The 14,245-nt window shown below is 31.5% G+C and carries 16 protein-coding genes; 5 read left to right on the forward strand and 11 right to left on the reverse strand.

Annotated features, from left to right (window positions below; translation table 11 throughout):
- The first annotated feature begins 4 nt into the window (after positions 1 to 4).
- A complete protein-coding gene (murB, locus tag BS621_RS04615; RefSeq protein WP_077141986.1) occupies positions 5 to 898 on the forward strand; it encodes a UDP-N-acetylmuramate dehydrogenase in 894 nt (297 codons plus the stop codon).
- Positions 899 to 915: 17 nt separating this feature from the next.
- Positions 916 to 1,266: a YbaB/EbfC family nucleoid-associated protein gene (locus BS621_RS04620; RefSeq protein ID WP_042849498.1), complete on the forward strand. Its 351-nt coding sequence runs from the start codon at positions 916 to 918 to the stop codon at positions 1,264 to 1,266.
- Here the strand turns inward: BS621_RS04620 and rsgA are convergent.
- The 5 genes from rsgA to msrB all read right to left on the reverse strand — a co-directional run bounded on the left by rsgA (position 1,232) and on the right by msrB (position 4,811).
- Positions 1,232 to 2,149: a ribosome small subunit-dependent GTPase A gene (rsgA, locus tag BS621_RS04625; RefSeq protein ID WP_077141987.1), complete on the reverse strand. Its 918-nt coding sequence runs from the start codon at positions 2,147 to 2,149 to the stop codon at positions 1,232 to 1,234. The genes BS621_RS04620 and rsgA overlap by 35 nt on opposite strands.
- Entirely contained in the window at positions 2,139 to 2,369 is a 231-nt protein-coding gene (locus tag BS621_RS04630; protein ID WP_077141988.1) for a sulfurtransferase TusA family protein, read from the reverse strand. Before BS621_RS04630 ends, rsgA begins: the two co-directional genes overlap by 11 nt.
- On the reverse strand, positions 2,366 to 3,493 hold the full coding sequence (dnaJ, locus tag BS621_RS04635) for a molecular chaperone DnaJ (protein ID WP_077141989.1): 1,128 nt from the start codon (positions 3,491 to 3,493) through the stop codon (positions 2,366 to 2,368). Before dnaJ ends, BS621_RS04630 begins: the two co-directional genes overlap by 4 nt.
- A 29-nt stretch (positions 3,494 to 3,522) precedes the next feature.
- On the reverse strand, positions 3,523 to 4,242 hold the full coding sequence (gene grpE / locus BS621_RS04640) for a nucleotide exchange factor GrpE (RefSeq protein ID WP_077141990.1): 720 nt from the start codon (positions 4,240 to 4,242) through the stop codon (positions 3,523 to 3,525).
- 74 nt (positions 4,243 to 4,316) lie between these two features.
- Positions 4,317 to 4,811, reverse strand: a complete 495-nt coding sequence (msrB, locus tag BS621_RS04645) for a peptide-methionine (R)-S-oxide reductase MsrB (protein ID WP_077141991.1) — start codon at positions 4,809 to 4,811, stop codon at positions 4,317 to 4,319.
- Positions 4,812 to 4,833: 22 nt separating this feature from the next.
- Here msrB and dusA point away from each other — a divergent pair, with 22 nt between their 5' ends.
- Positions 4,834 to 5,838: a tRNA dihydrouridine(20/20a) synthase DusA gene (gene dusA, locus BS621_RS04650; protein ID WP_077141992.1), complete on the forward strand. Its 1,005-nt coding sequence runs from the start codon at positions 4,834 to 4,836 to the stop codon at positions 5,836 to 5,838.
- Here dusA and BS621_RS04655 read toward each other — a convergent pair.
- The 6 genes from BS621_RS04655 to BS621_RS04680 all read right to left on the reverse strand — a co-directional run bounded on the left by BS621_RS04655 (position 5,835) and on the right by BS621_RS04680 (position 12,209).
- The gene (locus BS621_RS04655; protein ID WP_077141993.1) at positions 5,835 to 6,443 is read right to left on the reverse strand and encodes an RNA recognition motif domain-containing protein; all 609 of its coding nucleotides are present in this window, start codon (positions 6,441 to 6,443) and stop codon (positions 5,835 to 5,837) included. The genes dusA and BS621_RS04655 overlap by 4 nt on opposite strands.
- 111 nt (positions 6,444 to 6,554) lie before the next feature.
- Entirely contained in the window at positions 6,555 to 7,934 is a 1,380-nt protein-coding gene (gene argH, locus BS621_RS04660; protein WP_077141994.1) for an argininosuccinate lyase, read from the reverse strand.
- A 62-nt stretch (positions 7,935 to 7,996) separates the two neighbouring features.
- Positions 7,997 to 9,340: a PP2C family protein-serine/threonine phosphatase gene (locus BS621_RS04665; RefSeq protein WP_077141995.1), complete on the reverse strand. Its 1,344-nt coding sequence runs from the start codon at positions 9,338 to 9,340 to the stop codon at positions 7,997 to 7,999.
- A 67-nt stretch (positions 9,341 to 9,407) separates the two neighbouring features.
- A complete protein-coding gene (gene ftsY / locus BS621_RS04670) occupies positions 9,408 to 10,787 on the reverse strand; it encodes a signal recognition particle-docking protein FtsY (protein ID WP_077141996.1) in 1,380 nt (459 codons plus the stop codon).
- Positions 10,788 to 10,853: 66 nt separating this feature from the next.
- Entirely contained in the window at positions 10,854 to 11,471 is a 618-nt protein-coding gene (nusB, locus tag BS621_RS04675) for a transcription antitermination factor NusB (RefSeq protein ID WP_077142669.1), read from the reverse strand.
- Between the two features lie 3 nt (positions 11,472 to 11,474).
- Positions 11,475 to 12,209, reverse strand: coding sequence for a DUF502 domain-containing protein (locus tag BS621_RS04680; protein ID WP_025931176.1), 735 nt, complete (start codon positions 12,207 to 12,209; stop codon positions 11,475 to 11,477).
- A gap of 144 nt (positions 12,210 to 12,353) precedes the next feature.
- Between BS621_RS04680 and queG the strand changes: the two genes are divergently transcribed.
- Both queG and BS621_RS04690 read left to right on the forward strand, forming a co-directional pair.
- Positions 12,354 to 13,310 (forward strand): tRNA epoxyqueuosine(34) reductase QueG, encoded by a 957-nt coding sequence (gene queG / locus BS621_RS04685; protein WP_077141997.1) that lies wholly within the window; start codon positions 12,354 to 12,356, stop codon positions 13,308 to 13,310.
- The gene (locus BS621_RS04690; RefSeq protein WP_077141998.1) at positions 13,307 to 14,170 is read left to right on the forward strand and encodes a tetratricopeptide repeat protein; all 864 of its coding nucleotides are present in this window, start codon (positions 13,307 to 13,309) and stop codon (positions 14,168 to 14,170) included. Before queG ends, BS621_RS04690 begins: the two co-directional genes overlap by 4 nt.
- Positions 14,171 to 14,245: the final 75 nt, after the last annotated feature.

Raw genomic sequence — 14,245 nt, forward strand, 5'->3', positions numbered from 1 at the left:
ATTTATGAATAAAAAAATTTTTTCTGAAAACTGTAATTTAAGTAGTTATACAACTATAAAAGTGGGAGGAGTGGCTGAATATTTTGCTGAGCCAAGAAGTATTGAAGAACTTTCATATCTAATAACATGGGCTAATTTAAATAAACAAAGATGTCAAATAATTGGCGCAGGTTCAAATCTTTTAATAAATAATATTTTTATAAAAGGCTTAGTTATTTGTACAAAAAAATTAAAATCACTAAAGATAGAAGCATATTCAGGAATTATTGAAGCGGAAGCAGGTGTAATGCTCCCAACATTATCTAATTTTCTTGCTAAAAATGGATTACAAGGAGGGGAATGGGCTGTCGGAATTCCAGGAACATTAGGAGGAGCAATTTATATGAATGCTGGCACAGGTAATTTTTCGCTAGCAAAAAATCTTATTTCCGTAAAAGTTATTAATAATAAAACTCTTGAAAAACTTGAAATTGAAAAAAAAGATATCAATTTTGAGTATAGATTTAGCTCTTTTCAAAGAAACGATTTATCAATTATTAGTGCAAGATTACATTTTGAACCTAATGGAAATATAAAAAAATTAATTCATACAACCAAAAATAACCTTAAATTAAAAACAGAAACACAACCATATCATCAACCAAGTTTTGGAAGTGTTTTTAAAAATCCTGAAAATAATTATGCTGCAAAAATAATTGATGATATGGGTTTAAAGGGATTTAAAATTGGCGGTGCTGAAATTTCTACAATGCATTCAAATTTTATAATTAATACTTCTTCAGCAAGTTCAAAAGATATTTACGAATTAATAACAGTAATTCAACAAAAAGTACTACAAAACAAAGGGATTTATTTGCAACCAGAAGTAAGAATGATTGGTTTTGACTATCCTAACTAAAGAAACGTTTTTACAAAATGGCGGGTTTTGGACTTCCTAACTTTGGACAACTTACAGAAGCTTTTAAAAAAGCTAAACAAATTCAGCAAGATGCTCAAAAATTACAAGATGAACTTGAAAATATGGAGATTGAAGGCAAAAGTGATGATGAGATGATAAAAGTTTGGATAAGTGGCAACCAACTTCCTTTAAAGGTAGAAGTACAAGAAAATATTTTAAATGCAGATAAAGAAAAAATAGAGCAAAACATTCTACAAGCTATTCAAAAAGCTCATGAATTATCAACCACAACTATGAAAGAAAGGATGAATGATTTGACTGGTGGATTAAATCTTAATCTTCCTGGTTTTGAGAATAGTGACTCTTAGACGACTCAATCATTTCTTTATAAAAAGAATATCTTTCGAAGGATTTATTTAAATTACATCCCTCATCATTTAAATGTAAGCAGTTACGAAATTTACACTTAATTCCTTCTTCGATTACCTGTTTATATATTTCTGAATAAAGATTTGGTAACAACTTAATATCAACCTCTAGGGGCTGCATGTTAAAACCTGGAGTATCCACAATGTAACTTTGATTCGACATAGAAAATAACTCAACATTTCGAGTAGTATTTTTTCCTCTCTTAATTTTATTGGAAACTGGAGAAGTGCTATTTTGAAGACCTGGAATAATCTTATTTAGCAAAGTAGTTTTGCCAACGCCTGAAGGGCCCATAAAAATTGAACATTCTTTTTGCTTTAACTCGGCTAATAAATTTTTAAAACAATCAGATTTCTGTAAATTTAAAGTTATTACTTGGTAACCCCATTTCTCAAATTTATCAAGTAGATATGATCTTCTTTTATCAGAAATTAAATCACACTTTGTCAAAACTAATGAGACTTCAACTCCCATTGATTCTGCTGATATCAAAAACCTATTAACTTGAGATAAATTTAACTCTGGTTCTTCAACGGAAAAAGTAACATATATGTTAGAAATATTTGCAACTGAGGGTCTAACTAAAAGATTTTTTCTTTTTTTTAGACTTGTTATCACTGCGCGTTTACTTTTAATATCAATTTTTTCAATCGCTACTTCGTCTCCAACATAAATTAATTGATCCTTGAAATTTATAGACTTTTTAACCTTACATAAAAATTTCTCGCTATTTCCAGAGTTTTCTTGATTTTTTAAATCAACTAAAAAAAAATGATTAAATTTTTTTGTAACTAAACCTAAATATTTGCTGTTAATTTTCATTCAATATTTTTATTTTTATAAATTTTTCATTTTCTTTAATTTGTTTAAAGAACCATCCCATCTCTCTTAAATTGTTTAATACCATTTCTTCTGGTTCACCTTTATCTAGTTCAACAATAAGTTGCTCATTTTTAGATAACTTCTCCAAAGCCAATTTAATTTTGACGACATTTAAAGGACATGGAACAGATTTAAGATCCAAATGCTTTATGGAAGTCATGAAGATTCTTTACCAAATAATTTACTAAAAAGTCCACTACTGGAATTAATATTTTTATCTGAATATTGAGAAGCTAAATCCTCTAAAAGCTCTCGTTCTGCGTCGGTTATACGAGTTGGTAATTTTACTTTTACTAAGACTTCATGATTTCCTCTCGCAACCGGGTTACCAAGTCTAGGTACTCCTTTATTCTCAAGAGAAAGAGTTGTATTTGGCTGCGTTCCACTTGGAATTTTTAAATTAACATCTCCATCGACTGTAGTAATTTTTACAGTGTCACCTAAAATAGCCTGTAAATAACTTACTGCTATTTCTGAGTAAATAGTTACACCATCTCTTTTAAGTTTTGAATCATTCTTAACCTTTATAAAAACATAAAGATCTCCAGGTGGACCTCCTTTCAAACCAACATTTCCCTCGCCGGAAACTCTTAATTTAGTGCCAGTATCAACTCCTGCAGGAATGTTAATTCTTAATTTTTTTCTGACTTGCTTTACGCCATTGCCACCGCAAGTTACACATGGATCTGCAATTATCTGGCCAACACCATTACATGAAGGACATTCAGCTACTTGCGTGAAATTACCAAAAGGTGTTCTTGTAGCTCTTCTAACTTGTCCACTTCCACCACATGTTGAACATGTTTTGGGGCCGGTTCCTGGTTTTGCACCTGTTCCCCTACAGACTTCACATGTCTCCAAATGAGGAATTTTAATTTCTCTTTGTTGGCCAAAAATTGCATCTTTAAAGTCAACATTAAGGTCATACCTTAGATCATCTCCTTGTTGAGGACCTCTTCTTTGTGTTCTTCCACCTTGGGGATTTTGCCCTCCAAAGCCATTGAAAAAAGTTTCAAATAAATCTGCAAAGCCACCCATATCTCCCATATCAGGCATTCCAGCTGCACCCCCAAGGCCAGCCTCTCCAAATTGGTCATATCTTGCTCTAGTTTCAGGATCAGCTAATGCTTCGTAAGCCTTACCAATTTCTTTAAATTTATCTTCCGCTCCAGGTTCTTTATTAACATCAGGATGGTATTGTCGTGCTAATTTTCTATAAGCCCTTTTTAAGGTATCTGCATCAGCATCTCTTGAAACTCCAAGTATTTGGTAAAAATCAGCCATTAGATAATGCTCAAATAAGAATTTGGAATTTATACATCTTCAGAAGTATTTGCCTCTGAATTAACATCCCCTTCAACTGTATCCTGTTCTACTTCCTGTTGTGAATTTTGTTTGCCGGGTCCCATAGAAACCTTAACCAATGCATGTCTCAAAACCCTACCCTCTAGATGATATCCTCGCTGTAATTCTTCAATAATAAAATCCTCTTCTAACTCTTCACTAGGTTCTCTTAATACAGCTTCATGCAAGTTTGGATCAAATTGCTGACCAACAACTCTCATGGGTGAAACTCCCTGTTGTTTTAAAACTTCTACTAATTGTTTATACAATCCTTGATAACTTCTATGAAGAGCTTGAGCTTCTTCACTTTCTGGTTTAAGTTGTTGTCTTGCTCTCTCAAAATTATCAACAATAGGTAGTATTGCAGTTAAAGTCTTTGAAACAAGTTGGGTTTTTAAATCGTCCTGATCCCTAGACTGCCTTTTTCTGAAATTATCAAAATCTGCTGAAATTCTTACATATTGATTTTTTAGTGTTTCATATTCTTTTTCTAATTGTTCTAATCTTGCATCATTATTTGAGATAGTATTTTTTAATTCTTCAGTATTTATTTCCTCCGTTTTTGGAGAAGATAATTCATCAATTTCGGTAGTTAAATTTTGGGTAGATGATGTATCTTCAGGAGCATTATCCTGATTAGAATCATCATTTTCTTTATTATCAATATTGTCTGATTGATTTTCAATCATTTTTCTAAAATTTATTAGAACTATTGTCCAATAAAGTGATGCACAAAACAAGTTGCGGAAGGCCGCACAAATATTTATTTAGGAACAAACCTTAAGGCTAATCCATTGTTGCAGTATCTTTTGCCAGTGGGAAGTGGCCCATCATTGAAGACATGTCCTTGATGACCTCCACACCTAGAGCAATGATATTCGGTTCTAGGAACAATTAACTTGAAATCAACTTTTGTTTCTACTGATCCTTGAATTGAGTCCCAAAAACTTGGCCATCCTGTACCACTATCAAATTTTTTATCTGAAGAAAAAAGCGGCAAATCGCATCCTGCACAGTGAAAAATCCCTTTCCTCTTCTCATTATTTAATTGGCTGCTAAAAGCTCTTTCAGTCCCTTCCTCTCTCAAAATATAATATGATTCCGGACTAAGCCTAGCCTTCCATTCATCTTTTGATAAATTCCAATCTTCTTTAGAAGGCAGTGAAGATGCTAATACTTGGATGGGATTAAAGATTTTTTTTAAGATTGACATGGTAGGAATTAGAATAAAAGTTCTTCTTGATAGAAATTGATTCATATATTTAAATCACAAAAAAATAATGGATTTCATTAAGCCTAATTCTATTAAAAATATTCATAAATTAAGTATTGCTCCAATGATGGATTGTACTGATAAGCACTTCAGAATGATAATGAGAAAAATAAGTTCTCAAGCTCTTTTGTATACGGAAATGATTGTGGCCCAGAGTTTAGTTTTTACAAATAAAAAAGAAAATTTTCTAGATTTTAATGACGAAGAACACCCGATATCAATTCAGTTTGGAGGAGACGACCCTAAAATCCTTAAAGAGGCAGCCCAAATGGCACAGGATTGGGGTTATGACGAAATAAACTTTAATGTTGGTTGTCCTAGTCCAAGGGTCTGTTCTGGAAATTTTGGGGCTTCACTTATGAAAGAACCTGAAAAAGCTGCAAAATGTATAGAATCCTTAAAAAATAATTGCAACTTACCGGTTACGATCAAACACAGAATCGGTGTAGACAATGATGATAGTTTTACTAATTTGAATAATTTCGTAAGAATTATCGCAAATGCTGGTGCAGACAGATTTACAGTTCATGCGAGGAAAGCCATATTAAAAGGTCTAAATCCAAAACAAAATAGGAGCATACCACCACTAAATTATGAAGTAGTAAAAAAATTGAAAAAATCAAATCCAGAATTATTAATAGAAATCAATGGAGGTTTAACAAATATCGATGAATCACTAAAAGCCTTGAGTGATTTTGATGGGGTCATGATTGGACGGTCAATTTATAAACATCCTTTGAGATGGGCTGAAATTGATCAAAAGATTTATGGAATTAATAAAAAACCCAATTCAGCTTCAAATATTATATTCTCCTTAATTCCATACATAGAAGCGCATTTAAACAATGGAGGAAAATCTTGGGATATTTGTAAACATCTTATAAATTTAGTTGAAGGTATACCAAAAGCTAAAATTTGGAGAAATCAAATTACTAATAAATCTATAAAAAATGAATTAAATATTGAATATTTATTTAAATTAACGACATCACTTGAAGAAATGGGTTATTAATTTGTCTCGTTTGAAGCATTGCTGTCATTGGACACGCCCCTTTTTCTTCTGATCCTACCATTTTCATATTCAGAATTATCAGAATTGCCATAGCTTCTGTCTTCCCAACCTTCTGCTCCAGAAGATTTATTAGCGTTAGAGTTATTAGATCCATTATTGCCGCCACCGTAGCCGCCGCCTCCATAACCACCATTATTGCCGCCACCGTAGCCGCCGCCTCCATAACCACCATTATTGCCGCCACCGTAGCCGCCGCCTCCATAACCACCATTATTGCCACCACCGTAGCCGCCGCCTCCATAACCACCATTATTGCCACCACCGTAGCCGCCGCCTCTTCCTCCTCTACGAGACCCACCAGAACCTCTTGGCTCAGCTTTATTAATTCTCAATGGTCTACCCATAAGCTCCGTGCCTTGCAAACCATCAATAGCTGTTGACTCAGTCGCCTCATCTACCATTTCAATAAATGCAAATCCTCTTTTCCTTCCAGTATCTCTCTCCAATGGAAGAGAACAATTTTGAACCTGACCAAAAGGAGCAAACAACTGTATAACGTCTTCACGCTCTGCGCGGAACGGCAAATTGCCAACAAAAATACTCACTTTAAACTCAACAAAAAATTTTCTTATAAAAAACTACAATGAGTAGTCCCATATCGTTGCTCTGTTATTCTACTTCAAAGCATACCCTTGTTGTAGAAAAATAATTGAGATTCATAGTAACAACCTTTTTTGCCAATTATTTACCTCTTTTTCTACCTGAACAAAACCTGTACCACCTTCACTATTTCTTGATTTAACGACATTAAGAGGTTTAAGATCCTTAAAAACATCCTCATCAAATTCGGGATGAAATTTTTTAAATTCCTCAATTTTGAGATGTTTAAATAACATTTTTCTCTCCAAGCAATATTTAACCATTTGACCAACAACTTGATAAGCAGTCCTAAAAGGAACATCTTTATCAACTAAGTAATCTGCCAAATCAGTAGCATTAGAAAAGTCGTTTTCTACAGAATCAGATAGATTTTTAATATTAAATTCAATACCCTCATTTATTAAAATAGTCATTGCTTTAATACAAGAAGTTATTGTTTCTGAAGTATCAAATAATGGCTCTTTATCCTCTTGAAAATCCTTATTGTAAGAAAGTGGCACACCTTTAACCATCGTTAACAACGCCTGGAGATGTCCATACACTCTTCCTGTTTTACCTCTTATCAATTCTGGAACGTCAGGATTTTTTTTCTGCGGCATTAAGCTACTTCCTGTGGCACATTTATCTGTTAATTTTGCAAAAGAAAATTCATCAGTTACCCACAAAATTATTTCCTCTGAAATTTTACTCAAATGAGACATCAATATCGCAGATGCAGAAACAAACTCTATACAAAAGTCTCTATCACTTACTGCATCAATACTGTTTTTATAAATCTTTTTAAAACCCAATTCTGCGGCTGTAAAGTGCCTATCTATTTTTATTTTTGTTCCAGCTAATGCTGCTGCACCTAAGGGAGAAATGTTAACTCTTGAGCGTACTTCTTTATATCTTTCATGGTCTCTTTGGAGCATTTCTACATAAGCCAATAAATGATGAGCCAAAGACAATGGTTGAGCTCTTTGCATGTGGGTATATCCGGGAATTAAGGTATAAATATTGGATTTCGCAAGATTTAAGAAGGATTTTTGCAAATCGGTTATTAAAATTTCAATATTGTCAATCTCTTTTCTAAGCCACAATCTTATATCTGTACCAACTTGATCATTTCTACTTCTACCTGTGTGTAATTTTTTTCCAGTTTCACCAATTAAACTAATCAGCTTTTCTTCTATGCAATAATGAATATCTTCAGAAGGTGGACTAGGAGAAAATTTACCCTCCAAATACTCTACTTTTATCAACTCTAATCCATTAATAATTTGCAAAGCTTCAGCAGAAGATAAAACTTTTGTTTTGCCAAGCATTTTCGCATGAGCAATCGAGCAATCTAAATCTTCTAAAATAAGTTTTCTATCGAAACCAATTGAGGCATTAAACTTTTCAATAAAAGGGTCAAGTGCATTATCAAACCTTTTACTCCAAACTTTTGCCATATCAATTAGTTAAATTAGGTACCTCTAATAAAGCATTATTTTATATAAGTGACAAAAAATATCTATTTCAATTGAAAAATAACCATTGAAGCATCATCTTCAAGATGTCTATTTTGCCCTGTAAAATCATCTAACTTTTTAAATATTTTATTTAAAATTTCTTGGGATGTATAAGATTGCTTGCATAATTTTGAAAGAATTTTAATTAATCTTTCTTCATCAAATCTTTGTCCTAAAGAGTTAGAAGTATCAATTACTCCATCTGTATAATAAAGAACTAAATCATTTTGATTAAGCTTTATTTCACCACAGTGATATTCAGCATCTTTTTGTAGTCCAAGAACAAATCCTTTTGCGTCTAATTTAAAAATTTTCTGATCTGCACTTTTCCAAAGCAGAGGAGGATTATGGGCTGCATTAGCAAATCTCAATTTTTTAGTTCTAGGATCATAATCTGAGTAAAATAATGTCACAAATCTATGCGATTGATCTAAATCATTTAGTGCTAGTTGATTCAAATCGTGCAAAATTCTATCTGGAGGCAAACCTGTAAGAACCTCTGCACGAAGCATTCCTCTTAACATAGTCATTAAAAGACCGGCTGGAATCCCTTTACCCATGACGTCACCTATTACAAAAGCCCATCTTGATTTTTCTTTCCTTTTTTCAGAGATATTCGTCTTTAAGCACATAAAGTCATAGTAATCTCCACCGAGCTGAAGAGCTGGTCTACAGTGCGCAGCCATGTCTATACCATGGATAATTGGACAATAATCGGGTAATAATTGAGATTGAATTTCAGCACCAGTTGAAATTTCTCTATCTACATTTTCATGCTTTTTCTTTGTTTTTATTAAGTAGTGATTTTCTAATCCAACAGCTAGACAATTTTCAATAAAGTTAAAATTACTATCTTCAGTAATCGACCGTCTAGAAATATCTTCACTAAAAATATAAATAAATCCTCTACATTTGCCTCTAGATATTATTTTTTTTGTTTCAATTTTATATTTTTTAAATTTATTTTTTAAAGCATTTTCAAAAGTTAGAATTTCTTTTATTTTAAAATTTTTTGAAAAATGAAATTGATGCAAAAAAGAATGAATCTCTTCTTGAAATGTTAAATATTTATAATTAGCAGAAATTTTAATATTTTCATTCCATATCTCCCCCTCGTAATTTAAAGGCATAATTAAAATTATATTCTCAGAAAAAATATGTTTAAAAATTAAGCATACATAATCCAGTAATTTATTTATATTGGAAAATGACTTTAAATAATATGCTAAGGAAGATGCAATTTCAGCAAATTTATATTTATTTTTTAGATTTACTTTAGAATCATTTTCTAAAAAATTTTGGATAAATTTATTCGAAAATATTTCTTCTTTTTGATTATTTGTCAAAACAAATCTATTAGATAAATATGTTTTAACATTAAATTTAAGTTTTTAAAAAAAATTAATTAAATATTTATTTATCTGCAAGCATAGCCTCTACAAATTCATAACTATTAAAAGGCCTCAAATCTTTTATACCTTCTCCAGCTCCAATAAACCTTATAGGCAAATTTACTTCTTCAGATACAGCTAAAGAGACACCTCCTCTAGAAGTGCCATCTAATTTAGTAATAATTGCTCCACTTAAATCTGCTGATTTAGCGAAACTTTTAGCTTGTTTTAAGCCATTTTGTCCCTGACTAGCATCTAAAACTAATAATGATTCAACAATTGCATCTGGGACTTTTTTATCAATAATTTTTTTTATTTTTGCTAATTCATCCATCAAATTATTTTTTGTTTGTAATCTACCTGCTGTATCAACAAGTAATAAATCAACATTTCTTTTTTTTGCAGAATTAATTGCATCAAAAACTACAGCAGCTGGATCAGCATTTTTTGATTGATTAGATATAACGTCAACATTACTTCTGTCTCCCCACACTTTAAGTTGTTCTACTGCAGCCGCTCTAAAAGTATCAGCAGCAGCAATCAAAGTTTTATAATTACTTCTTGATGACAAATATGCTAATTTTCCTAATGTAGTAGTCTTACCAACACCGTTAACTCCTACTAATAACCAGACATTTAATTTACCCTTTTGGGGAACTAAAAGATCAGAGCCCGAATTTTTTATTGGTTTATCAATAATTAATTTTAATTCCTTCTTCAAGAATTTTATCCCTGCTTCTGCTCCAACGACTTCCTCGTTTAATTTTGTTCTAAGTGAACTTATAACTTTATCGGTTGAATCAATCCCTACATCAGCTCTTATTAATAGAGTCTCTAAATCATCAAGAGATTCAGGAGTAAGAGGATCATCTCCCAATTTATCCAATAATTCAGTGACAAATCCTTTTCGGGTTTCTTCTAATCCTCTCCGTAATTTAGTTAACCAATCAATTTCGTCAATCGAAATTTGATTTATTTTTTTTCCTTGAGCAGCTAGTACCATTGCAGACCAAGTAAAATTATCATCAAATTCTCCTAATTCAGGTTCAGCAATAGTTTTAGACTGACCAGCAATATTTTCTGTATTAGGAATATAAATCAATTCTTGCTTTTGCTCTTCCTGTTTCTCTAATTCTTGCTTTTGCTCTTCCTGTTTCTCTAATTCTTGCTTTTGCTCTTCCTGTTTCTCTAATTCTTGCTTTTGCTCTTCCTGTTTCTCTAATTCTTGCTTTTGCTCTTCCTGTTTCTCTAATTCTTGCTTTTGCTCTTCCTGTTTCTCTAATTCTTGCTTTTGCTCTTCCTGTTTCTCTAATTCTTGCTTTTGCTCTTCTTGTCGTTTTTTTAAAAGTGCATAAGCTTGTGCAGCCCATTCACGAGAATTATCAGAATCAGTATTAGTCATTATTACCTATAGTTCGTAATTAAAATTTTCTAAATACTATTTATTTATATCAAATAATTATGACAATTAAATTGATTGTAATCTCCTTAAAACTCCATTAATAAATTTTCTTCCTTGCAAATCACTATATTTATTAGCCAAATTAACAGCCTCATCACAAGCAACAGCTACAGGTGTGTTCAAAAAATTGATATCAACGTAAGCAAGACGCAGAATATCCCTATCAATTCTTGGTAATCTTTTTAATCTCCAGCCATCCATTACTTGATCAATATCAGAATCAATACTTTTAAGATTATTAACTATATTACAAATCCTTTGATTTACATCCTCTCTAATATCTATTTGACCGCTAGAAACAATTAATTTTGGAAAGTCTAAAGTTACAGAGAGTGTATTCATTACGGTTTCAATTTTTGTAAGAGATTTTTTTAACTCATCTCGAACATTTGAATAAGAGGAACCAACACCCTCTTGCAATTCACTATCTAATATTTTTTGTGAAGCATTTTCTAACTCTGACTCGCAATTATCTAATTGCTCTCTGCAATGGTTTATTAGAGAATCCAAAGCAGATTCAAAAATTTCTTCTATCTGAAATTTATTTAATTTAAAATCACCTTTATCTTTTATAAGGCCAAGAGAAATTAAAGATAATTCTCTAGAAAGGGATCTATTATGCATCAATTAAGAAGAAGTATTAGTGGAAGCTCGTAATTGAGAAAACAATTTTGAAAATGTTGGATTTGTGGTGTTATTTTTCTCATCTGGATTAACTATCCCAGCAGAAATTATTGTTCTAAAAGCATCTTCAACAGAAATATCCAAATCCTTAACAGAAGACTCAGGAACAAGTGTATACCATCCAGTGGTTGGGTTTGGTGCTGTAGGAATAAAAACACTAAGTAACTTTTCTTCCAATTCTGGCTGTAGAGAAGGTCCTACATCTCCAGTTACAAAGCCTACACTATATAGTCCCTCACGAGGATATTCAACTAAAACAACTCGTCTAAATCTATTAGATTTATTACTTAAGAAAGTTTCTAGTAATTGTTTAAGAGTCTTATAGACCGCTCCAGCTACTGGAATTTTTGATAAAGTACCCTCGCCAAATTCTAACAACCATCTTCCTACAAAATTTCTCGCCATTAAGCCTATAAGCAGAATAGCTAATAAAGGAACAGTTAAACCTAAAGTGAGATTAATTAAATCTTGTAATAAAGGATTTAAGTTAATAAAAGGATTAAGTTGTTTTGGGACTGAAGTAACTAACGTTAAAACAAATTTACTTACTAGTGATGACAGCCAGATTGTTGTTGCTAGTGGTATTACAACTAACAACCCAGCAATAAGATCATTTTTAAGATCTTGTTGCAGCCTAGATCCTAGATTGGAATCTTGATTTTGATTAGATTCAACCAAAATAACGTTTTAACTATATTAACTTTACTAATAATTTAACTGTTTTTACTAAGTTAGGATATATTTTTCTTAAATATATCTATTTTATTTATAAGTTTATTCTCCAAAAATAACTTTTAAAAGAAATGCTTTAAAGAAAAAGAAATGATGAATACGATTCAAGACAAAAAAGAAATAAGTAAAAAATTAAAAGAAAGAGCTATTTTTGAAGGTTTTACAATTGCCGGAATAGCTTCAATACCAGGTAGTTCGCGCGTAAAATTAAGAACCAATGCATTAGAAAGATGGTTAGCAAATAACTATCATGGTGAAATGAAATGGATGGAAGCAGAAAAAAGAAAAAATATAGACTCACTTTTTGAGGATGCAAAAAGTGTTTTAAGCGTTGGATTTAATTACATTAATTCACAAAACAACAACAATAATTTCCTCAAGGTTGCTAAATTTGGCCAAGGGGATGATTATCATAAAGTAATTCACAAAAAATTAAAGAATATTGGTAAATGGATCAACGTAGAAATCCCTGATTGCAAATGGAAAATATGTGTTGATACATCTCCACTTCTTGAAAAAGCATGGGCAGAGGAATCAGGTATTGGTTGGATAGGCAAAAATAGTAATTTAATAAGTAAAAAAAACGGTTCTTGGTTTACTTTGGGTTTTATGCTTCTCACAAAAGATTTAATGCCAGATAAACCTCATCAATCACTTTGTGGAAAATGTGATCTTTGTATCGAACATTGTCCAACAAAGGCAATCGTAGAACCATTTGTAATACAATCAGATCTTTGCATTGCCTATCACACAATAGAGAGCAGAAATAAAACTATTCCAAAGAAAATAAAAAAAAATTTAGGTGGCTGGGTTGCAGGATGTGATATTTGTCAAGACGTTTGTCCATGGAATAAATCAGTGGCATACAACAATAATTCTGAAACTACACCGAAAGAATGGATTAAAAATCTTAATATTGAGTCCCTAGATTGGGACGATAAAACATGGCAAGAAAATCTTAAAGGAACTACTTTGAAAAGAATTAAACCGTGGATGTGGAAAAGAAACATACAAGCAAATATAGAGAATAATAAAATTAAAATATGAAGAAGTTTTTTAAAAAAACAATCTGGATCTCATTAATCTGCTTTTACTTTTTTCAAATAGAAAGAGTTCGAGCAATAGTTCCCTATTATTATTTGCCAACAATAAAAAATTTACAAAAGCAAAGTTTATATATTGGCAAAAATGCATATCAACTACTTTATTTTGGTCAATATAAAGACAGTCTTAACTTAGCCAAAGTAGCTGTAAAAATTAATTCAAAAGATGAAAAACTATGGTTGATTTTGGCTGAAGCACAAATAGCTAACAAAAAATACAAAAACGCATTAAATTCTCTAAATAAAGCGGAACAGATCAATTCAAATATTAGCGAAATATATTTTGCTAAAAGTAATGTTTATTTAAAAACTTCCGAAGAGACAAAAGCAAAAAATGCTTTAGAAAAAGGAATAAAGATTGAGCCTAATAACCACAAAGCTATTTTTCAATTAGGAAATATTCTATTAATGGAAAAAAATTATTTGGGAGCTATCAAATTGTTTGATAAATCTATAAAAATTAAACCTGATTTCTGGCAAGCAATCAATAACAAAGGTTTAGCTTATTTCGAGAGAAACAATATAAATCTCTCAATCAAACTTTTCGAAAGTGCAATCTCAATTGAAGAAAATGCTGAACCATTACTAGGCCTAGCCTCATGTATAAATATCAATGATAATAAATTAGCAATTCAATTAGCAAAAAAAGCTTTGGCTAAAGATCCCAAATATGTCAATTATGATTTTAGAAGAGAACAGTTATGGGGAGAAAAATTACAAGCCACTACGGAAATTCTTTTACAAAATGAACAACTAAGAAAAGATGTAATACTGGCAAAATCCAAAATAAATGAATCATCTTAGTGTTCAATACTGGTAAATATTGTTTTACCTATTAGTCTTAATTTAGTTAATTAATATTTATTCAAGTTTGCGCTT

The organism is Prochlorococcus sp. RS04 (genome assembly GCF_001989455.1).
Lineage (GTDB): Bacteria > Cyanobacteriota > Cyanobacteriia > PCC-6307 > Cyanobiaceae > Prochlorococcus_A.

Excerpts from the sequence above, each read along its gene's own strand:
- murB (WP_077141986.1), top strand. The coding sequence starts at position 5 with ATGAATAAAAAAATTTTTTCTGAAAACTGTAATTTAAGTAGTTATACA.
- BS621_RS04620 (WP_042849498.1), top strand. The coding sequence starts at position 916 with ATGGCGGGTTTTGGACTTCCTAACTTTGGACAACTTACAGAAGCTTTT.
- rsgA (WP_077141987.1), bottom strand. The coding sequence starts at position 2,149 with ATGAAAATTAACAGCAAATATTTAGGTTTAGTTACAAAAAAATTTAAT.
- BS621_RS04630 (WP_077141988.1), bottom strand. The coding sequence starts at position 2,369 with ATGACTTCCATAAAGCATTTGGATCTTAAATCTGTTCCATGTCCTTTA.
- dnaJ (WP_077141989.1), bottom strand. The coding sequence starts at position 3,493 with ATGGCTGATTTTTACCAAATACTTGGAGTTTCAAGAGATGCTGATGCA.
- grpE (WP_077141990.1), bottom strand. The coding sequence starts at position 4,242 with ATGATTGAAAATCAATCAGACAATATTGATAATAAAGAAAATGATGAT.
- msrB (WP_077141991.1), bottom strand. The coding sequence starts at position 4,811 with ATGAATCAATTTCTATCAAGAAGAACTTTTATTCTAATTCCTACCATG.
- dusA (WP_077141992.1), top strand. The coding sequence starts at position 4,834 with ATGGATTTCATTAAGCCTAATTCTATTAAAAATATTCATAAATTAAGT.
- argH (WP_077141994.1), bottom strand. The coding sequence starts at position 7,934 with ATGGCAAAAGTTTGGAGTAAAAGGTTTGATAATGCACTTGACCCTTTT.
- ftsY (WP_077141996.1), bottom strand. The coding sequence starts at position 10,787 with ATGACTAATACTGATTCTGATAATTCTCGTGAATGGGCTGCACAAGCT.
- nusB (WP_077142669.1), bottom strand. The coding sequence starts at position 11,471 with ATGCATAATAGATCCCTTTCTAGAGAATTATCTTTAATTTCTCTTGGC.
- queG (WP_077141997.1), top strand. The coding sequence starts at position 12,354 with ATGATGAATACGATTCAAGACAAAAAAGAAATAAGTAAAAAATTAAAA.
- BS621_RS04690 (WP_077141998.1), top strand. The coding sequence starts at position 13,307 with ATGAAGAAGTTTTTTAAAAAAACAATCTGGATCTCATTAATCTGCTTT.